Genomic DNA, 18,204 nt, shown 5'->3' with positions numbered 1-18,204 from the left:
ACCGCACAACCGGGAGCAGTCCGCACCACGGCGGACCGTGGTGCGGACTGCTCTCGGTTGTTCGAACGGCGGCGGCCGACGGACCGACGGCCGACGGCCCGACGGCCCAGCGCCGGCCCCGCCGTCCTGACTCAGCGCTTCAGGTTCGTCAGCTCCTGCAGGACCTCGTCCGAGGTGGTGATGATGCGCGCGTTCGCCTGGAACCCGCGCTGCGCCACGATGAGGTTCGTGAACTCCTGCGACAGGTCGACGTTCGACATCTCGAGCGTCCCCGACGCCAGCGACCCCACACCGGCGGAGCCGGGCGCGCCGACCGTGGCCTGACCCGAGTTCGCCGTCGCGCGGTAGCCGGACGCACCGGTCTTCTCGAGGCCGGCCGGGTTCGCGAACGTCGCGAGCGCGATGCGGCCGATCGCGAGCGAGGACCCGTTCGAGAAGGTGCCGACGACGGTGCCGTCCTTCGAGATCGAGTAGCCCTGCAGCGACCCGGCCTCGTGCCCGTTCTGCGACGAGATCGATGCGGTGTTGAGCGCCGCGAACCCGGAGAGCTGGGTCATGTCGACGGTGATGCCGCCGACCGCGAGCGTGCCACCGGACGCGACGGAACCGTCCGCGGCGAAGGTGATCGCACCGGTCGCCGAGGTCCCCTGCCCGTTCGACGCCGTGACGCTCCACCCGTTCGTCGTCCGCGTGTACGCCAGGGAGAGCGTGTGCTTGCTGCCGTTCTGGTCGAACACGGTGGCGTCGCGGTTGAGCGTCTCGCCGACGGCGGTGTCGGACGGCAGGTTGCCGGTGACGGTGGCCGAGGAGGTCGCGGTCGCCGGTGCAGCGGCGTCGAGCGGCAGGACGATGTCGGTGAGCTGCCCGCCGTCGTTCACCACGCCGTTCGTCGCGGAGTAGCCCTGGACGATCTTGCCGTCGGCGCTGACGAGTCGGCCGTTCGCGTCGAAGTCGAACGCGCCCGCACGGCTGTAGATCGTGTCGTTGCCGAGCCGCGTGACGAAGAAGCCGTCGCCCGAGATCATCAGGTCGGTCGCCTTGCCCGTGGCCTGCGCCGAGCCCTGCGCGAAGTTGGTGGAGACACCGGCGACCTGGACGCCGAGGCCGATCTGGGCGGGGTTCGTGCCGCCGATGCCGGTCTGTGGTCCGCCGGCACCCTGGGTCATCTGCGACAGGGTGTCCTGGAAGACCGTCGACGATGCCTTGAACCCGACGGTGTTGACGTTGGCGATGTTGTTGCCCGTGACGTCGAGCATCTCCTGGTGGGAGCGGAGTCCGGAGATACCGGAGTAGAGCGAGCGGAGCATGGTGTGTTCCTTTCAGAACGAGACGGAAGGGAAAGCGGAGCGAGCGGGTCAGGCGGTCTTGATACCGGAGATCACGTCGAGATCGACCTCCTTCCCGTTCACGGTCACGGTCGGCACACTGTTCGCGTACGACACGGCTGTCGCGGCCCCGGTGACGGATGCACCGGAGGACGCGTCCGTGTAGGTGACCTGCTTGCCGACGAGGTTGGCCGCGGCGATGCGCATCTGCAACGAGAAGTTCTCGTTCCCCGTCGTGGTCTGGTTGGTGATCTGCTCCATCATCGCGAGCTGCGTCTGCTGGCTGATCATCTGGTTCGTGTCCATCGGCGAGGACGGGTCCTGGTTCTGCAGCTGCGTGACGAGCAGCTTCATGAACACCTCGGAGTCCATCGTCTGCGACTTCTTCGAGGCGGCGTTCGCGGCGAGGGCTGCGGCCTGGGTGGCCTGGTCGACGCTGCCGGTGATCCCGTCGAGGGGCATGGTGGGTTCCTTGTCGTGGTCGGGATCAGGCGAGGACGTCGAGTCCCGCGGTGCGGACGGTGGTGGTGGCGGGCCGAGCGTGCTCGGCGGTGGTGGGTCGAGCCTCCCGGTCGGGTTGCCGTGCTGCCGGACCGCCGGACGGACGCCCGTCGCGGGCAGCGGACTGGTCCGCCGACTGGCCGGGGTGGTTCTGCGAGGACAGGTCGAGGGTGGTCGCGACCGTGCTGCCCTCGCGACGCAGGTCCGGGAGGACCTGGCGGACGGCCTCGCGGCCGGCGTCCGACGCGGCGAAGAGCTCGACGTGCATCCCGTGCGCGGTGACGTGCGCGCGGACCGTGACCGGACCGAGGGTGTCGGGAACGACCTGCACCGTCACCACGTGCTCCCCCGGGCCGGCCTGCGCGAGCGAGAACACGGGCCGGGCGAGTTGCTGGGTGAGCGGCGCGGGAGTCGCTGGCTGCGTCGCGGGGGTCGCGGCGGTGGCCGTCGGGGCGGTGGTCGTCGGGGACGGGACCGCGAAGGTCGCGTCCGGCGTCCGTCCGGTGGCGCCGGCCTGGAGGCTCGGCTCGGCCTGGGTGCGGACGATCGCGTCCGACCCGTGCTGCGGTGCGGTCGCTGGTGCAGCGGGTGCCGTCGGTGCGGCGGACTCCGGTGCTGGTCCGGCCTGTGCGGCGGCTGCGGGCGAGACTCGGGCTGCGCGACCGTTCTCGGCCTGCGGGGCCCGAGGAGTGTCGCTCACCGCGAGACTCGGCGCACCGGTGGTGGGCGCAGCCGGGAGGCCGCCAGCGACCGCCGACGGCTCGCCGCCCGCAGCCGCGCCGGCCACCGCCGCGACGACGCCCGCAGGCGCGCCCGTGGTCGAGACCCGGGCTGCGTGACCGTTCTCGCCCTGCGCGGCCCGAGGGGTGTCGCCCTCCGCGAGACCCGACTGCGCGGCGCGCCCGGACGCCGGCTGCGCTCCACCCGCGAGCGCCTCGGCCGAGACTCGCACTGCGCGACCGTTGTCGGCCTCCGGAGCACGAGAACCGTCGCCCACCGCGAGACTCGGGGCGTCCGCGGCGAGACTCGGGACGTCCGGGGTGGGGGCCGTGGGCGCTGCGGCCGGCACGCTGGGCGCTGTCGAGGCGGCCGCGACCGGGAGGCCGAGGAGTACGGCGAGTGCGCCGGCATCCGTGGGTGCGGGCTGCGTGGGCACGGGCTCCGACGGCGCGGGCTGGCCCGCCGTGAGCTGCGTGGCGTCGCCCGCAGCACCGGACTCGGCAGTCGTCGAGTTCGCCGCCTGACGTCCGTCCGTGTCCCGCGCCGGACCGCGCCCGGCGGCAGGAGCTGCGGCGGACGCAGCGGTCAGCGCGGCCGCGAACCCGGTACTCGTGGTCGCGTCGTCCTTCGCGGACGACCCGGCTCGGGCGGGAGCCGCAGCCGTGGGCGCGCCCGGGGCGGTGGGCATCGTCATGGTCATGCGGCGGCGCTCCCGGACTGCAGCAGGGACATCAGCGCAGCGGTCTGCAGGTCGGTCCCGGACGAACCCGCACCGGCAGCGGAGGCGGCCTTCGTCGCCGCGGCCTCCTGGGCCGACGGCACGATGCGCCGGATGGTCGCGATGTCCGAGTCCTTGTACCAGTTGTCCACGATGCGGACGTCCTTGCCGGGGCGGGGCGCGTGCAGCACCTTGCCGTCGCCGACGTAGATGACGACGTGGCCCTCGCCCTTCGGGATGATCAGGTCACCCGGCTGCGCCTGCGCGAGCGACGGCACCGCGACGCCCATCTTCGCCTGGTCCGGCACGACGCGCGGCATGGTGACGCCGAGGTCCTTGAAGACGGTCTGGACGAGTCCGGAGCAGTCCATGCCCGAGGTGGTCGTCCCGCCGAACACGTACGGCACGCCGAGGTACTTCTTCGCGTCGGCGACCACGTCGTCCCCCGTCGCACCACTGCCGGTGGCGACGGTCCCCTTGCCGGCGTCGACGGACGTCGCCGGGACGGTCGTCGGCGCGGCGGTCCCCGAGGCGTCGGCGAGTGCCGTTGCGAATGCCTTCGACGACGCCGCCGAGTCGGCCGACGCGGACGCGGTGGCAGCGGTCCCGCTCTGCAGCGTGTCGATCTGGGAGCGGATCTCGGAGATCCGGCTCAGCACGGTGTCGAGGCTCATCGGCCGTCTCCGTTCCCGAGGTCGCGCGGGCTCCGTGCCGCGATCTCGTCGAGGGTGGTCTGTTCGGTGCGCAGGTCCTCCGCCGCGACACGGGAGTCGTGCTGCGTCTCGAGCTTCTCGAGCCCCAGCGCTGCGCGACGGGCGGCGTTGTACGACCCCTGCGCGGCATCGGCGTCGGCGCGGCGGTGCTGCACGACGGCGTCGAGTTCCTCGAGCATCCCGCGGGTCGCGGCACGAGCTGCGGCGACGGCGCTGAGGGTCGCGGCGTCCTCGATGGGCATCGTGGCCTCCTGGTCGCTCAGGTTCCGGCGCGCGGCGATCCGGGCGTCGGCGGCGTCACGGACCCGTTCGTTCGCGGCGGCGAGGACCGCTGCGGCCTGGTCCTGTTCGGCGTGCCGGAGTCGGAGGAGTCCGGCGAGCGGGAAGCGGCGCGCCATCAGAGACCCCCGAGCTGCTGGACGAGTGCGCTGAGGCGATCCCACGACGAGTCCGCGGTCGCGCGCTCGTCCATGCCCTGGCGGAGGAACGCGTCGATCGCGTCCTGGTGGTCGACGGCCGCGTCCACGAGCGGGTTCGTCCCACGCTGGTACGCCCCGACGTCGAGCAGGTCCTGCGCGGCCTTCCGTGCGGCCATCACCTTCCGCAGGCCCGTCGCGGCGGCGCGCTGGTGGTCGGTCGTGACCTTCGACGCCACGCGGGAGATCGAGCCGAGGGCGTCCACGGACGGGAAGTGCCCCGTCACGGCGAGCTTCCGGTCGAGGACGACGTGCCCGTCGAGGATGCTCCGCGCGGAGTCGGCGATCGGCTCGTTGTGGTCGTCCCCGTCGACGAGCACCGTGTAGAGCCCGGTGATGCTCCCGACGCGGTCGGTGCCGGCGCGCTCGAGCAGCCCGGCGAGGACCGAGAACGTCGACGGCGGGTAGCCCCTGGTGGCCGGCGGCTCCCCCACGGAGAGCCCGATCTCGCGCTGCGCCATCGCGACCCGGGTGAGCGAGTCCATCATCAGCACGACGTCCCGCCCGGCGTCGCGGAACGACTCCGCGATGCGGGTGGCGACGAAGGCGGCACGCAGACGCATGAGCGCCGGCTCGTCCGAGGTGGACACGACGACGATCGAGCGTGCGAGGCCCGCAGGCCCGAGGTCGTCCTCGAGGAACTCCCGGACCTCGCGGCCGCGCTCCCCGACCAGCGCGATGACGTTGACGGCGGCGTCACTCCCCCTGGCGATCATCGACAGCAGCGACGACTTGCCGACACCGGAGCCCGCGAACAGGCCCATGCGCTGCCCGCGCCCGACGGTCGTCAGGGTGTCGAGCACCCGGACCCCGAGCTGCATCGGCGTGTCGATGCGCATCCGTGCCATGGCGTTCGGCGTCGCGTGGTCGAGATCCACCCAGTCGTCGGCGTCGAGCGGGCCGCGATCGTCGATCGGGCGGCCGAGTCCGTCGAGCACCCGTCCGAACAGGCCGTGACCGGTCGGCACGAGCACCGGACGTCCGGTGGGCCGAGCCGGCGTCCCCGCGGTGATCCCGGTGAGTCGCCCGAGCGGCATGCACCGGACGCCCGTCGCGTCGGTCGCGACGACCTCGACGGCGGTCTGCGGTCCGTCGTCGTGCCCGACGAGGACGACCTCGCCGATACGGGCGTCGAGTCCGGCGATCGTCAGCCCGAGGCCGACGGCGCTCGTCACGACGCCGACGCGCTGCGGCGCGGCGAGGGCCACGGCGGCGTCGAGGCCGCGCGGACGGAGGAGCGTCGCGGTCACGCGGTCACCCCCAGCGCGTCCTTGGCGCGGGCGAGCGCGACACCGATGCGGGCGTCGAGGATGCCGTCCGGCAGGTCGACGACCGCGTCGCCGTCGGCGAGGGTCGCGTCCGCGCGCACCGGGACCGGCAGGTCCAGCCCGGCGACCGCCGCGGCGTCCGCCGGACTGAGCCGCACGGCGATCGCGACGGTGTGGTCGACCGACGCGAGCGCACGGCGGACCGTCGCCTCCGCACCGGAGCCGACCCCGGCCTCCAGGACCGGACGGGAGGACCGGATCGCGTACCCGACGGCGGCTTCGGCCAGTTCGACGGCGGCCTCCACGACGGATCGCTCCGCCGACTCCAGCACCGGCACGGTGCGCGCGACGAGCGCGTCGGTCATCGCGCCGAGGACGGCGAGTCGTCGCGCCGACTCCGCTTCGAGCTGCGCCACACGGTGGTCGTGCGCCGCCGCGAGCTCGGCGCGCAGTGCATCCGTCTCAGCCTGCGCGGCCCGGAGCCCTGCTGCGTACCCGGCGGCGTGCCCACGGACCTCGGCGCTGGCGACGCGGTCGCGGAGCCCGGCGTCGGCGACGACGGGGAACGCGAGCCGTTCGAAGGTGGTGTCACTCAACGAGCTCGTCCTCCTCCGCGCGGTGGACGGTGATGACGCCCTGCGCCTCGAGCTCGCGGACGGAGCGGACGACCTCGGCGCGGGCCTCCTCGACCTGCGAGACACGGACCGGGCCCATCGCCTGCAGTTCGTCGTCGAGCAGCTCGCGGTTGCGCTCGGAGACGTTCGCGCGGATGGTCTCGACGACCGGACCGGCAGCGCCCTTCATCGCGGTGGCGAGGATCTTCGAGTCGATGCCGCGGAGCACCTGCTGGATGTCCCGCGCCTCGAGCTTGACGATGTCCTCGAACGTGAGCATCCGGGAGCGGATGTCCTCCGCGAGCTCGGGGTCGCGCGCCTCGAGACCGTCGAGCACGGCCTTCTCGGTGGCGACGTCCGACCGGTTGATGATGTCCACGAGCGGCTGGATGCCCCCGACGACCTCGATGCTCTCGCGTGGCGACACGACGGCGCCGGCGCGCTGCCGGAGCACGCCGGCGACGATGCCGACCGCCTCCGGGGTCGCCGAGCCCATCGTGGCGAACGCCTGCGCGACGTCCGTCCGCGCACGCTCGTCGACACCGGCGAGCACGGCGCTCGCCTGGCCCGGCTTGAGGTGCGCCAGCACGAGGGCGATGGTCTGCGGGAGCTCGCCCTCGAGCAGGGAGATGATCTGGCCCGGTTCGGCGTCGTCGAGGAAGTCGAAGGACTGCCCGGCGAGGTTGGAGGCCAGGCGGTCCATGACACCCGCGGCACGCTCGGCACCGAAGGACGCCTCGAGGAGGCCGAGTGCGGTCTCCTTGCCGCCGCGACGCTGCGTGCGCCCGGTCAGTGTCATCCGGTGGAACTCGGTCAACGTCTTGTCGACGACGGTGTCCTCGACCCGGCGCATCCGGACGATCTCCGCGGAGATCTCCTCGGCCTCGAGCTCGGAGAACTGCTTCATCACCTCGGCGGCGCGCTCGGTCTCCATCTGCATGAGGATGAGCGCGACCTTCTGCGCACCGGTCAGCGCGCGGTCGCCGGATGCGGGGGCGGCGGCGTTCACACCGTGGTCCGGTCGTCGAGGAGCCCGCGGAGGAGCTCGGCCGTACGCTTCGGGTCACGCTCGGCGAGGGCGGAGATGTCCTGACGGCGACGTTCGGCGGTGATCTCGTCGGTGGTGAGGACCTCGGTCGGGGCGTCGTCGTGCGGCAGTGTCGGCAGCGCGACGGTCGGGGCGTCGCCGGCGGACGAGAGCCCGGCGCGCTGCTCGGCCGCGTCGACCGCCAACGGCAGTTCGAACGCGCTCCCGAAGGCGTCGAGCTCACCGACGTCGACGCTCTCGCGCTCCTGCCGCCGACCGCGCTTGACCAGCACGATGATGAGCGCGATGAGGGCCAGTGCGATACCGATGACGATGCCGGCGGTACGGATCGCCGACCACATCGCCTCCTGCTGGTCGGCCTGCTGCTGCGCCTTGAGCGCCTTCGCGGCGTCGTCGGCGGTGGTCGTGTCGAAGTCCATCATCGCGACCTTCACCTGGTCCCCGCGAGCGGTGTCGGCACCCGCGGCGGCGGACACGAGGTCGTTGATGCTCTGCAGGTTCGCGTTCTGCACCGAGGCGGCCTTGCTGTTGAGCGCGACGGACACCGTCTGCCGGTCGACGCCGCCCGACGGGATCTGCGTCGTCTCGGTGGTGTGGTCGACGGCGTTGTTCTTCGTCGCCGACTCGTTCGTGTAGCCGCCGTCGCCGGTGCCGCTCGTCGCGGAGCCGTTCGGGACGGCGATGTTGTCCGGGCCGAGGACACCCGTCGCGCCGCTGGACGCACCGGAGCCGGAACCGTACTGCTCCTTCGTCGACGACTCGTTGAGCGCGACCGGTCCGGAGGTCGGCGTCGTGTAGGACTCCGCCGTGCGGGTCCCGGTGTTCTGGTTCATCGTCGCGGACACGACGACGCTGGCGTTGCCGGCTCCGAGCGTCGTGTCGAGCAGGTCCTGGATCTTCTTCGAGGTGGTTGCGTCGTAGTCCGCTGCCTGGTCGGCGCCCGATCCGGTCGCGCCGGTGCCGACGGCCGACAGGGTCTGGCCCTTCGCGTCGACGACGGACACGTCGGTGGGCTGCATGCCCTCGACCGCGGCGCTCGTCAGGTGCACGATCGACTGCACCTGGTCGGTGGTGAGCTGGACGCCGTTCTTCGTGGCGATGAACACCGACGCCGTCGGGTCCTTCTCCTCGGACACGAACACGGACTTCTCCGGGATCGCGAGCTGCACGGTGGCGGTCTGCACGCCGTCCAACGCCGAGATCGTCTTCGCGAGCTCACCCTCGATCGCGCGCTTGTAGGTGACGTCCTGCTGGAACTCGGAGCTCGTCACACCCATCTTGTCGAGCAGCGAGTAGCCGCCCTCGTTCGACGACGGCAGGCCGTTCGACGCCGCCTTGAGCCGCTCGGTGTACACCGCGGACTGCGGCACGAGGATCGTCGCCCCGCCGTCGGTGAGCTGGAACGGCACGCCGTCGGTGGTGAGCTGGTCCGTGACCGAGCTCGCGTCGGCCGCGGCCAGCCCGGTGAAGAGCGGCGCGTACGACGGCTTGCCGAGCCACGACGCGAGCGCGATGCCGCCGAGGACGAGCGCCGCGACGCCGAGGATCGCGATGGTGCGCTGGGCGGCGGAGAAGCCCTTGACGTAGGCGCCGAGGCGGCCGAAGACGTTCTGCAGTGCGACGGGCATCAGGCCTGCATCCTCATGATCTCGTTGAAGGCGTCGACGCCCTTGTTGCGGACAGCGGCGACGAGCTCGAGCGTGACCTGCGCGCGGGTGGACGCGATGGTGGCGTCGTGGATGTCGTCGAGGTTGCCGGTGACGGCCTTGAGCGCGAGCGTCTTCGACGTGCTCTGCAGCTCCTGGAGTCCGTCGACGGCGTTGCCGAGACTCGCGGCGAAGGACCCGTCGGTGCCCGTCGTGGGCTCGGCGGTGGTCGCGGGCGTGGTGGCCTGGTTCGTGCCGAACACCCCGGAGAGGGCGTTCGTGGTCACACCGTTCACGGCGTCGATGGGCATCAGTTCTTCCCGATCTGCAGTGCCGCCTCGTAGGCGGTCTTGGCGCGGTCGACCACGGCGGCGTTCGCCTGGTAGCCGCGCTGGGCCATGATGAGGTCCGCCATCTGCGTGCCGAGGTCGATGTCCGGCAGGCGGACGTACCCTTCGGCGTTCGCGAGCGGGTTGTCCGGGTCGTAGGTCACCCGGCCGGCGGCGCTGCCGAACGCGGCGCCCTTGACGTAGGCGCCGGAGACGCCGTTGCCCTCCTGCACCTCGACGTACCGCGCCTGGAACGCGCTGTCGTCCATCGAGCGGACGGTGTTGACGTTGGCGATGTTGTCGGAGATGGCGTCGAGCCACTTCCGGTGCACGGTGAGGCCGGTGCTCGCGATGCCGATCGCGTCGAACGTCGTCACGAGTTGGTCCGCATCGCCGCACGGACGCTGGTCAGCTCGGAGTTCATCGCCTGCGTGGCGAACTGATACCGGAGCACCGTGTCGATGTTGGAGAGCGTCTCCTCGTCGAGGTTGACGTTGTTCCCGTTCGTGTTCGTCGGCTCGAGGCTCCGCGCGACGGTCGGCGTCGTGCTGCCGTTGCCGTCGACGATCGACTTGGCGAGGGCGTCCTCGAACTGCACCTTCTCGGCGTGGTAGTTCGTGGTGTTGATGTTCGCGATGTTGTTCGCGATCACCCGCTGGCGCATCGAGAGCCCGTCGAGCGCGCTCTGCAGCGCCGCCGACGTCACGGAGTCGAACACGGAGGGTCCCCTCGTCAAGGTGCCGTCGTCCTGTGCGATGACACCGTGCGGTGGTGGCCGATCCGTGGCCGGGTGGTCGAGCGATCCGTGCTCGTGGGGCGCTATCGGAGCCCGTGTCCCGCGGTGTTAGCGGTTGCCCCGAACGGGGGGCCCGGCCGCGCGGAGGTGGCCGTTCCGCGCGCGGGCCGATTCGACCGCCTACGCGCGATCCGGCTCGCTAGGCGGAGGCGTCGAGGTACACCGAGCGCTGCGGCTCGCGGGTCGCGTGGACCGCGCGGAGCGCCCCGAGGTGCTCGAGCGTGTTGCGCCGGTCCTGCTCCAGCACCTGCATGCGGTCCCGCTGTGCGGCGAGCAGCCGGGAGGCCCGCCCCACCAGGTCCCGCGGGAGCCGACCCAGCCCGGTCGGCTCGTGCCACGGGGCCGGGTCGTCCGCGACCGCCGCCTGTTCCAGGGACGTGAGCACGGCCTCCCAAGCGGCCCGCTGCTCGTCTGGCGTGGTCTGCTCAGGCGACACCGAGCGCTCCGCCGATCGTGTGCTGTGCCGGTGCCGGCGTCGCCGGGATGGCGGCAGCGGCGTCGTGCCAGGACTGTCGCAGGGGCTCGAGGATCCGGATGCAGTCGCGGGTCGCCTGGACGTCCCGGTGCACGTTCGCGGTGATGAGCGACGTGGACGCGTAGTTGTAGATCGCCAGGAGTCCCTCGCCGCCGTCCCACGCGTCGATGCGGAGGGTCGCGGACAGCTCGCCGACGATGGCCTGGGCGTGCAGGAGCTGTTCGCGTGCTACGTCCCAGTCGCTCGTGGTCTGCGCGGCCTCTGCACGGTGCAGGTCGAGCAGCAGCCGGTCGTAGAGCATCGTGACGAGCTGTGCCGGCGTCGCGGAGAGGACGGCCTCGCTCGTGTACTGCGCGCGGCGGCGGAGCGTGTTCTTGTCGTACATGGTGTCTTCCCGTTCAGCTCGACGTCGAGGACAGCTGGCTGGAGAGCCAGCTCGACTGTGACTGGAGCTTGCTGAGGTTGGTCTCGAGTGCCGCGTACAGCGTCTGGAGCGCGGCGCGGCGGGAGGTGAGGCGGTCCGTCCAGCTGTCGATCTGGGTGTTCAGGTCCTTCGCGACCGACTGCTGACCGGTGATCGACGTGGTGATCGAGCCGTCGTACTTGTCGGACGCTGCGGTCGCGGCGGCACCGACGGTGGTCGCGACCCCGGAGAGGATCGCCTGCGTGCCCTGCGGATCGGTCGCGAGGGCCTTCTGGAACACGTCGGCGTCGAAGGTGAAGTCGCCGTCCTTGGTGATCGAGATGCCGATCGACGACGGCGACTTGCCGTTGACGGGCGCCGACATCGTGCTCGTCAGGCGCTGCACGACGTCGCGAGTGGTCGCGTCCCCCATCAGGACGCCGGCGGTCGTCGAGGTGGTGCCGGTCGTCGGGCTGGTCGTGCTCGTGACGGCGGTGTTCGACGAGTAGTACGCCGTGATCGCGTTCATCGCGTCGACGAGCCCGGACGCGACGGCCTGGGCCTTCGTGGTGTCCTGCGCGACGGTGACCGTCACGGGGGACGTGCTCGGGGCCGACACCGACACGGTGAGTCCGGGGACGAGGTCGGTGAACGTGTTCGTGGAGCTCGTGACCGTCTGCTGCGCAGCGGTCCCGGCCCACAGCGTCACGCTCGCGTCGGCCGCGTTGGCGACGACTGCGGCACCCGGCTGCGCGAGGACGTCCGTCGCGGTCCCCGCGGCGACGTCGGCCGCAGTGCCACGGTGTACGGAGAACGCTCCTGCGGCACCCGTGGCCGTCGAGGTCAGCTGGAGGCGGTAGAGCTTCGTGCCGTCGGTGTCGGTCCCTGCTGCGACCTTGGTGGCCGTGACGCCGGCGCCGGACTTCGTGATCGCCGAGGCGACGTCGTCGAGCGACCCGGACGCCGGGGTGACCGTGGTGGTCGTGCCGTCCGCCTTGGTGATGGTGACCGGCTCGGCGGCCGAGGACCACGTCGCCATCGCCGCGGTCACCCCGATCTGCGCGGAGGCGACGGCGCCGATCGAGAAGGACAGGGAACCGGCCGTGGCGTTCGCACCGGTCGAGACCGTGACGGCGGGGTTGGAGCTGGTGGCCGCGAACACGTCGAGCGAGTTCGCCTTCGCGGCGTCCTTCGCCTTCGCGGCGAGGCCCTGCACGAGCCCGTTGATCGTCTGCAGTGACGAGATGAACGAGTTCGTGCTGCTGAGCTTGTTCTTCAGCAGGGTCTGCGGGACCGCCTCGACGGACATCAACGAGTTGATCAGGTCCGTCGTCTTGAGGCCGCTGACGAGACCGTCGATCGCGAGGCTCGAGGCCGAGGACACGGAGGACATCGTCGCTGCTCCCTGACGTCGTGGTGGTGGGTGGGGAGGGTGACGCCGTCACCCGGCACCCGAACGGCCCGGGTGACGGCGTCGGGGGTGCTAGCGGAGCAGCGAGAGGACGCCCTGCGTGCTCTGGTTCGCCTGCGCGAGCATCGACGTGCCGGCCTGGCTGAGGATGTTGTCGCGCGTGTACTTGACCATCTCCTCCGCCATGTCGACGTCGGTGATGCGCGAGGACGCAGCGGTGAGGTTCTCCTTGGCCACGTTCGTCACGTTGATGGCGTGGTCGAAGCGGTTCTGGATGGCACCGATGTTCGAACGAGCCGACGACACGTACTTGATCTGCGTGTCGATGGCGGTGATCGCGGCCTGCGCGTTGTCGGCGCTGTCGAACGTCAGCGTGCCGACGGCCGTGGCCACGTCGCTCACGTTCGCCTTCGACAGGTCCACGTCGATCTGGCTCGCCGCGTCGCCGTTGGCGCCGACCTGGAACTTCAGGACGCCTGCGGTGCCGGCGGAGCCGTCGAGCAGGTTGATGCCGTTGAAGTTGGTCGACTGCGAGATGCGGGTGAGCTCCTTCTGGAGCTCGCCGACCTCGGTGGTGATCGCCGTACGCGAGTCCGCGTTGTTCGAGTCGTTGCCGGCCTGCACTGCCAGGTCGCGCATGCGCTGGAGGATCGAGTGGGTCTCGGTGAGGCCACCTTCAGCGGTCTGCACGACGGAGATGCCGTCCTGCGCGTTGCGGGCGGCGACCGTGAGGCCACCGACCTGGGACTTCAGCCCCTCGGAGATCGACAGACCGGCCGCGTCGTCGGCAGCACGGTTGATGCGGAGGCCGCTCGAGAGCTTCTCGAGGGACTTCGACAGGTCGTTCTGCGTCGAGTTGAGGTTCCGGTACGTGTTGAGTGCCGAGAGGTTGGTGTTGATGGACATACCCATGGTGGTTTCCTCCGTGAAATCTGGGTCTTCGCCAGCCCGTCCGTGGGCTGACATGGTGTCCTCTCGGCCGGGCGGCCGGAGGCGTTAGGAGAACCGTCGGGATTCTTCCGAGCGGTTCCCACGGCTCAACTGGCGACCACGTGCTGGCCGGTGGCGGCGTCCTGCACCGCACGGGCGACACCGACCGCGGCGTTCGCGGCGACCTTCGCCAGGTACGCGCTCCGGCGTGCTGCAGTGGTGCGGGACACGGGCTCCGGGGTCTCGCCGCCGTCGCCGTAGTGCGTCGCCATACCGTCGCGGAGCAGCCGCATCGCCTCGGAGCGCTGCTGCGACACGGCGGAGTGGGTGATGCCGAGCTCGGCGGCGACGTCGGTGACCGAGCGGTCTCCGAAGTAGACGGCCTCGACGACGAAGCGCATCCGCTCGGGCAGCGCCTCGACGGCAGCACGGAGGTAGCGGCGTCGCTCGGCCTCGACGAGGTCCTCGCCGGGGAGCGGCAGGTCGGCGGCGACGGTGTCGTGCACGGTCTCGTCGATCGGCGTCACGACCCGGCCGGCGTCGCTCATCGCATCGGCGGCGGACTGGCGGTCGACGCCCATCGCGTCGGCGATCTCCTGCACGGAGACCGTGCGACCGAGTCGGGAGGACAGCGTCTCCTGCGTCGCGAGGGCCTCGCGGATGCGCTTCCGGGTCCCCCGGCTCGCCCAGTCCGCCGAGCGCATGTCGTCGGCGATCGCGCCGGTGATGCGGGTGCGGGCGTACGCACCGAACGGCACGCCGAGGGTGGGGTCGAAGGCGTCGGCGGCCGCGACGAGCGCGAGCGAACCGACGGCGGCGAGGTCGTCACGGTCGAGGTGGGTGGCACGTGCGCGGACGTCGGACACGATGTAGCCGACGAGCGGGAGGTGCTCGACGATCATCGCGTTGCGTTCGGTGCGGTCCATGCTGATCCCCTGGTCGTCTCGACTGGATTGACCCGTCCGTGGGCGCGGCGATCACCGGCCGCGTGGAGGCCGGTCGGTACGCCGAAGACCCGCCCGGGTCCCTCCGGGCGGTGCACCCGCGTCCCTGCGACGCGTTCCGGTTTGTCCCCCGGGGTGCGTTCTGAATGTATCGGCTGACAAACCCCTGAACACCCCCTCACACGGCCCCAATGCGGGGGGACACGGGGTGTTTCCCGGTCCGCATTTGGGGGGACCCAGGTGCGGGAACGGTCGTTCCTGTCCCCCGGAGTGGAGGCACTGGGGGCGCGTGCAGCGAGTCGTGCCCCGCCGGCGCCGGCGTCGCGCTTACGGGGCACCCCGGCCTGCCGATAGTCACCGCTGTCCGCAGGATGACCGACACCGGGAGGAGATGATGAGCGTGAACGACCTGTCCGCCGTGCTCTGGCGCGAACGAGAACTGCTCGAACTGCTCACCTTCAAGCTCGAGGAGGAGCAGCTGCTGCTCGCCGCCGGGCGCTCCCGCTGGGTGTCGCACGCCAGCCGCGAGGTCGAGCAGGTGCTCGAGCGTCTGCGCGCCACCGGACTCGAACGGAGCGCGGAGAGCGCCGCCGTCGCCGAGGAGTGGGGCGTGGACCCCGACGCTCCCCTGCGCGAGGTCGTCGCCGCGGCGCCGGGTGGCCCGTGGGGCGAGATCCTCGCGTCGCACCTCCACGCCATGGTCGAGCTGACCACGCAGATCGGTGCGCTGCGGGACGAGAACGACCGTTTCCTCCGGACCGCGGCGCAGGCCACCGAGGAGACCCTCGCCGGCACGGTCGGCGACATCGCGACGTACGACGCCGCCGGGACCTCCGGCCACGCGACGGGCGAGGCCCGACTGTTCGACGGGACCCTGTAGGCGATGGTCAGCACCTTCGGATCGCTCGCGACCGCGTACTCCGGCCTCGCCGCAGCGCGGGCGGGCATCGACGTCACCGGGCAGAACATCGCGAACGCGGGTACCACCGGGTACACCCGCCAGCGCGTCACGCAGACCTCGATCCCCGCGGTGCAGATCGGGTTCATGCGCGGGACGGCGGCCCTCGCCGGGCAGGGCGTCTCCGTCGACGGCATCGCACGACTCGGCTCTCTCACGCTCGACGCCGGCGTCCGCGCCGCTGCCGGCTCCTCCGCGTACGCCACGGCCAGGGCAGCCGGACTCGACCAGCTCGAGACCGGGCTGCACGAACCGGGCGACGACGGGCTCTCCGCGAAGCTCGACGACTTCTGGTCCGCGTGGGGCGACCTGTCCACGCACACCGACGACCCGGGTGCCGCCACCGCGCTGCTCGGTGCCGCGAAGACCGTCGCGTCCACCCTGGCCGCCGGGTCGAAGGCCGTCGACGCGCAGTGGACCACGGTCCGCGGCACCGTCGCCGGACAGGTGTCGCAGCTCAACGACGCGGCGAAGCAGGTCGCCGACCTCAACGGCCGCATCCGCACCGCACTCGCCGGCGGCGGCAACGCGAACGAGCTCATCGACCAGCGCGACCAGCTCACCGAGCAGATCGCCTCCCTCGCCGGGGGCACGACCCGCGCGAACGCCGACGGCACGGTCGACGTGCTCATCGGCGGCAATCCCCTCGTGCAGGGCGCTGATGCCCGCTCGGTCGCGCTCGGCGGCGGGAGCCGGCTCGCGGACGGCGCGCCGGTCACCCTCACGTGGACCTCCGGTTCCGGGTCCGCCGTCGCCCTCGACGGCGGATCGATCGCCGGCAACGTGTCCCTGCTGGCGCCGGCGAACGCGAACGGCACCGGCGGCGCGCTCGCGCAGGCGTCCGCCGCGTACGACACGATCGCGACGACGATCGCCGCGCAGGTGAACGCCGTGCACGCCACCGGCACGACGGCGAACGGGACCACCGGCGCCGCGTTCTTCGCGCTCACCGCCGGTGTCCCGGCCGCGCAGGGTCTCACCGTCGTCCCCACCGACGCCGGCGGCATCGCGACGCGGAACGCGGCCGGCGAGTACGACGGCTCCGTGGCGGACGCCCTCGGCGAGCTGGGGAAGGCCGTGGACGCACCCGACAAGACGTGGGCGACGTTCGTGGCGGGCGTGGGCACAGCCTCCCGGTCGGCGACGTCGGAGGCGACGCTCACCGGCCTCGCACTCACCAACGCGCGCACCCAGCAGCAGTCGGGCGCCGGCGTCGACCTCGACGAGGAGAACGTCAACCTGCTCAGCTACCAGCACGCCTACCAGGGCGCGGCACGCGTCCTGACAGCCGTCGACGAGATGCTCGACACCCTCATCAACCGCGTCGGCCTCGTCGGGAGGGGATGACCGTGATCACCCGTGTGACCACCCAGATGTCCATGGCAGCAGCGACGAGCCGGCTGCAGGCCGGTGCCGCCAAGGTCGCGCAGCTCACCGAGCAGGCCACGACCCTGAAGAACATCGGGAAGCCGTCGGACGACCCGGTCGGCACCGCGTCGTCGATGCAGGTCCGCAAGGAGCAGGCCGCGAATGCGCAGTACGCCCGCAACGCGAACGACGCGGTCGGGTGGCTTGCCAACACCGACAGCGCGCTCGGCGACGTCTACTCCGTCCTCTCGAAGGTGCGGGACCTCACCGTCCAGGCGGCGAACAGCGGCACCATGAGCGACACCGACCGCGATGCGTTCGTCGCGCAGTTCCAGGCGCTGAAGAGCGACCTCGCGGCGAGTGCGAACGCCACGTACGGGGCGCGGTCCTTGTTCGCCGGGTCATCGACCTCGTCGACGGCGTACGACCCCACCACCGGATGGACGCAGTCCACCGCGACCGTCGACCGGCGCATCGGCGACGGGACCACCGTCCGGGTGGACACCTCCGGGGCTGCGGTGTTCGGCTCCGGGTCGACCTCCGTGTTCGCGATGATCGACTCGGTCGTCGGGGACCTGCAGAACGGCGTGAACGTGAACCCCCGCATCAACGACGTGGACGCGCACCTGCAGACGGTGCGCGGCGCACAGGCGGACGTCGGCGTCCGGCACGCGGCCGCGATCGCCGCGCAGGACTCCCTGAAGACGGCATCCGTGACGCTCGAGGGACGCCGCTCGTCGATCGAGGACAAGGACCTCGCCAAGGCCGTCCTCGACCTGCAGGTGCAGCAGACCAACTACCAGGCAGCCCTCGCCGTCACCGCGAAGGTCCTGCAGCCGACCCTGATGGACTACCTCCGATGAACATCGACCTCACCTTCGCCGTCGCACCGTTCGGTCTCGAGCCGCTCGTCGCGTTCACGCTGACGCCGGTCTCGGGTGCCGACGGGCTCTTCACGCTCGTCGGTGCGGGGACCACGGCGTCCGGGGTGTCCGCGCCGAAGATGTTCCTGCTCGACGCTGCGGTGCACCTGCCCGACTACGCGCCGGCGCTGTCCGACGAGCAGGCGGCGACCATCGGCCTGAGCGCACCGTCGGACGCGATGCTCCTCGTCGTGGCGACCCCTGGTGACGCCGGGACGACGGTGAACCTGCTCGCGCCGGTCGTGGTGAACGCGCGGACGTCGGTGGGCGCGCAGTTCATCCTCGAGGACCAGGACCTGCCGTTGCGCGCGGAGCTCGCGCGGCGGTGAAGGCGGCGGCGGCGCGTGCGTCGTCGTGTGCTCGCGGCCGGGCCCGGGTTCCGACTCGGAACGACAGAGCCGCTGTCGTACGACAGCGCTCCTGTCGCTGGGCGGCGTGCGCATCAGTTGCACACGCGTGGTTGCGACGGAGTCGCTGTCGTACGACAACGCTCCTGTCGCTGGGCGGCGTGCGCATCAGTTGCACACGCGTGGTTGCGACGGAGTCGCTGTCGTACGACATCTTGGGTTCATTCGGTGGTCGCAACACCTTGAGCGATTGGGGTGGTTGTGGTGGGTCGGCAGGCAGCGTATTCGCGG

Annotated in this window: 21 protein-coding genes; 4 read left to right on the top strand and 17 right to left on the bottom strand. The window is 71.5% G+C overall.

Annotation, left to right across the window (positions count from 1 at the left end; genetic code table 11):
* Nucleotides 1-131: 131 nt before the first annotated feature.
* From ACO0E1_RS08570 to ACO0E1_RS08490, 17 genes are all read right to left on the bottom strand, one after another.
* Nucleotides 132-1,307, bottom strand: a complete 1,176-nt coding sequence (locus tag ACO0E1_RS08570) for a flagellar hook protein FlgE (RefSeq protein WP_422873808.1) — start codon at nt 1,305-1,307, stop codon at nt 132-134.
* Between the two features lie 48 nt (nt 1,308-1,355).
* A complete protein-coding gene (locus ACO0E1_RS08565) occupies nt 1,356-1,787 on the bottom strand; it encodes a flagellar hook assembly protein FlgD (protein ID WP_422873807.1) in 432 nt (143 codons plus the stop codon).
* A gap of 25 nt (nt 1,788-1,812) precedes the next feature.
* A complete protein-coding gene (locus ACO0E1_RS08560; protein WP_422873806.1) occupies nt 1,813-3,246 on the bottom strand; it encodes a flagellar hook-length control protein FliK in 1,434 nt (477 codons plus the stop codon).
* The gene (locus ACO0E1_RS08555; RefSeq protein ID WP_422873805.1) at nt 3,243-3,938 is read right to left on the bottom strand and encodes a C40 family peptidase; all 696 of its coding nucleotides are present in this window, start codon (nt 3,936-3,938) and stop codon (nt 3,243-3,245) included. The genes ACO0E1_RS08560 and ACO0E1_RS08555 overlap by 4 nt, the downstream gene beginning before the upstream one ends.
* Nucleotides 3,935-4,375 (bottom strand): flagellar export protein FliJ, encoded by a 441-nt coding sequence (locus tag ACO0E1_RS08550; RefSeq protein ID WP_422873804.1) that lies wholly within the window; start codon nt 4,373-4,375, stop codon nt 3,935-3,937. Before ACO0E1_RS08550 ends, ACO0E1_RS08555 begins: the two co-directional genes overlap by 4 nt.
* A complete protein-coding gene (locus ACO0E1_RS08545) occupies nt 4,375-5,703 on the bottom strand; it encodes a FliI/YscN family ATPase (RefSeq protein ID WP_422873803.1) in 1,329 nt (442 codons plus the stop codon). The genes ACO0E1_RS08550 and ACO0E1_RS08545 overlap by 1 nt, the downstream gene beginning before the upstream one ends.
* Entirely contained in the window at nt 5,700-6,317 is a 618-nt protein-coding gene (locus ACO0E1_RS08540) for a FliH/SctL family protein (protein WP_422873802.1), read from the bottom strand. The genes ACO0E1_RS08545 and ACO0E1_RS08540 overlap by 4 nt, the downstream gene beginning before the upstream one ends.
* Entirely contained in the window at nt 6,310-7,344 is a 1,035-nt protein-coding gene (fliG, locus tag ACO0E1_RS08535) for a flagellar motor switch protein FliG (RefSeq protein ID WP_422873801.1), read from the bottom strand. The genes ACO0E1_RS08540 and fliG overlap by 8 nt, the downstream gene beginning before the upstream one ends.
* A complete protein-coding gene (fliF, locus tag ACO0E1_RS08530; protein WP_422873800.1) occupies nt 7,341-9,011 on the bottom strand; it encodes a flagellar basal-body MS-ring/collar protein FliF in 1,671 nt (556 codons plus the stop codon). The genes fliG and fliF overlap by 4 nt, the downstream gene beginning before the upstream one ends.
* Nucleotides 9,011-9,340: a flagellar hook-basal body complex protein FliE gene (gene fliE, locus ACO0E1_RS08525; RefSeq protein WP_281264427.1), complete on the bottom strand. Its 330-nt coding sequence runs from the start codon at nt 9,338-9,340 to the stop codon at nt 9,011-9,013. Before fliE ends, fliF begins: the two co-directional genes overlap by 1 nt.
* Nucleotides 9,340-9,735 (bottom strand): flagellar basal body rod protein FlgC, encoded by a 396-nt coding sequence (locus ACO0E1_RS08520; protein WP_422873799.1) that lies wholly within the window; start codon nt 9,733-9,735, stop codon nt 9,340-9,342. Before ACO0E1_RS08520 ends, fliE begins: the two co-directional genes overlap by 1 nt.
* Entirely contained in the window at nt 9,732-10,076 is a 345-nt protein-coding gene (locus ACO0E1_RS08515) for a flagellar basal body protein (RefSeq protein ID WP_422873798.1), read from the bottom strand. The genes ACO0E1_RS08520 and ACO0E1_RS08515 overlap by 4 nt, the downstream gene beginning before the upstream one ends.
* Nucleotides 10,077-10,293: 217 nt before the next feature.
* Nucleotides 10,294-10,590, bottom strand: a complete 297-nt coding sequence (locus ACO0E1_RS08510; RefSeq protein WP_422873797.1) for a hypothetical protein — start codon at nt 10,588-10,590, stop codon at nt 10,294-10,296.
* Entirely contained in the window at nt 10,580-11,014 is a 435-nt protein-coding gene (locus tag ACO0E1_RS08505; protein ID WP_422873796.1) for a flagellar export chaperone FliS, read from the bottom strand. The genes ACO0E1_RS08510 and ACO0E1_RS08505 overlap by 11 nt, the downstream gene beginning before the upstream one ends.
* 13 nt (nt 11,015-11,027) lie before the next feature.
* On the bottom strand, nt 11,028-12,425 hold the full coding sequence (fliD, locus tag ACO0E1_RS08500; protein ID WP_422873795.1) for a flagellar filament capping protein FliD: 1,398 nt from the start codon (nt 12,423-12,425) through the stop codon (nt 11,028-11,030).
* 90 nt (nt 12,426-12,515) lie between these two features.
* Nucleotides 12,516-13,355 carry a flagellin N-terminal helical domain-containing protein gene (locus tag ACO0E1_RS08495; RefSeq protein ID WP_420364539.1) on the bottom strand — a complete coding sequence of 280 codons (840 nt, stop codon included), beginning with the start codon at nt 13,353-13,355 and terminating at the stop codon, nt 12,516-12,518.
* A 125-nt stretch (nt 13,356-13,480) separates the two neighbouring features.
* Entirely contained in the window at nt 13,481-14,299 is an 819-nt protein-coding gene (locus tag ACO0E1_RS08490) for a sigma-70 family RNA polymerase sigma factor (RefSeq protein ID WP_422873794.1), read from the bottom strand.
* Nucleotides 14,300-14,711: 412 nt separating this feature from the next.
* Here ACO0E1_RS08490 and ACO0E1_RS08485 point away from each other — a divergent pair, with 412 nt between their 5' ends.
* From ACO0E1_RS08485 to fliW, 4 genes are read left to right on the top strand one after another with little or no spacing between them, the layout of a single operon-like run.
* Nucleotides 14,712-15,197 carry a flagellar protein FlgN gene (locus tag ACO0E1_RS08485; protein WP_422873793.1) on the top strand — a complete coding sequence of 162 codons (486 nt, stop codon included), beginning with the start codon at nt 14,712-14,714 and terminating at the stop codon, nt 15,195-15,197.
* Between the two features lie 3 nt (nt 15,198-15,200).
* Nucleotides 15,201-16,622: a flagellar hook-associated protein FlgK gene (gene flgK / locus ACO0E1_RS08480; RefSeq protein ID WP_422873792.1), complete on the top strand. Its 1,422-nt coding sequence runs from the start codon at nt 15,201-15,203 to the stop codon at nt 16,620-16,622.
* Nucleotides 16,619-17,506 (top strand): flagellar hook-associated protein FlgL, encoded by an 888-nt coding sequence (gene flgL, locus ACO0E1_RS08475; RefSeq protein WP_422873791.1) that lies wholly within the window; start codon nt 16,619-16,621, stop codon nt 17,504-17,506. The genes flgK and flgL overlap by 4 nt, the downstream gene beginning before the upstream one ends.
* The gene (gene fliW / locus ACO0E1_RS08470) at nt 17,503-17,895 is read left to right on the top strand and encodes a flagellar assembly protein FliW (protein ID WP_422873790.1); all 393 of its coding nucleotides are present in this window, start codon (nt 17,503-17,505) and stop codon (nt 17,893-17,895) included. The genes flgL and fliW overlap by 4 nt, the downstream gene beginning before the upstream one ends.
* The last annotated feature ends 309 nt before the right edge of the window (nt 17,896-18,204 follow it).

The organism is Curtobacterium guangdongense (assembly GCF_049341845.1).
Taxonomy (GTDB): Bacteria; Actinomycetota; Actinomycetes; order Actinomycetales; family Microbacteriaceae; genus Curtobacterium; species Curtobacterium guangdongense.
The sequence above is the reverse complement of the archived record's forward strand: the minus strand, read 5'-3'. Positions and strand labels throughout refer to the sequence as shown.

What these genes read in the sequence shown, in the direction of transcription:
- fliD (WP_422873795.1), bottom strand. Translation starts at nt 12,425, where the DNA reads ATGTCCTCCGTGTCCTCGGCCTCGAGCCTCGCGATCGACGGTCTCGTC.
- ACO0E1_RS08505 (WP_422873796.1), bottom strand. Translation starts at nt 11,014, where the DNA reads ATGTACGACAAGAACACGCTCCGCCGCCGCGCGCAGTACACGAGCGAG.
- ACO0E1_RS08490 (WP_422873794.1), bottom strand. Translation starts at nt 14,299, where the DNA reads ATGGACCGCACCGAACGCAACGCGATGATCGTCGAGCACCTCCCGCTC.
- fliF (WP_422873800.1), bottom strand. Translation starts at nt 9,011, where the DNA reads ATGCCCGTCGCACTGCAGAACGTCTTCGGCCGCCTCGGCGCCTACGTC.
- ACO0E1_RS08570 (WP_422873808.1), bottom strand. Translation starts at nt 1,307, where the DNA reads ATGCTCCGCTCGCTCTACTCCGGTATCTCCGGACTCCGCTCCCACCAG.
- ACO0E1_RS08550 (WP_422873804.1), bottom strand. Translation starts at nt 4,375, where the DNA reads ATGGCGCGCCGCTTCCCGCTCGCCGGACTCCTCCGACTCCGGCACGCC.
- ACO0E1_RS08495 (WP_420364539.1), bottom strand. Translation starts at nt 13,355, where the DNA reads ATGGGTATGTCCATCAACACCAACCTCTCGGCACTCAACACGTACCGG.
- ACO0E1_RS08555 (WP_422873805.1), bottom strand. Translation starts at nt 3,938, where the DNA reads ATGAGCCTCGACACCGTGCTGAGCCGGATCTCCGAGATCCGCTCCCAG.
- fliE (WP_281264427.1), bottom strand. Translation starts at nt 9,340, where the DNA reads ATGCCCATCGACGCCGTGAACGGTGTGACCACGAACGCCCTCTCCGGG.
- ACO0E1_RS08560 (WP_422873806.1), bottom strand. Translation starts at nt 3,246, where the DNA reads ATGACCATGACGATGCCCACCGCCCCGGGCGCGCCCACGGCTGCGGCT.
- flgK (WP_422873792.1), top strand. Translation starts at nt 15,201, where the DNA reads ATGGTCAGCACCTTCGGATCGCTCGCGACCGCGTACTCCGGCCTCGCC.
- flgL (WP_422873791.1), top strand. Translation starts at nt 16,619, where the DNA reads ATGACCGTGATCACCCGTGTGACCACCCAGATGTCCATGGCAGCAGCG.
- ACO0E1_RS08565 (WP_422873807.1), bottom strand. Translation starts at nt 1,787, where the DNA reads ATGCCCCTCGACGGGATCACCGGCAGCGTCGACCAGGCCACCCAGGCC.
- fliW (WP_422873790.1), top strand. Translation starts at nt 17,503, where the DNA reads ATGAACATCGACCTCACCTTCGCCGTCGCACCGTTCGGTCTCGAGCCG.
- ACO0E1_RS08485 (WP_422873793.1), top strand. Translation starts at nt 14,712, where the DNA reads ATGAGCGTGAACGACCTGTCCGCCGTGCTCTGGCGCGAACGAGAACTG.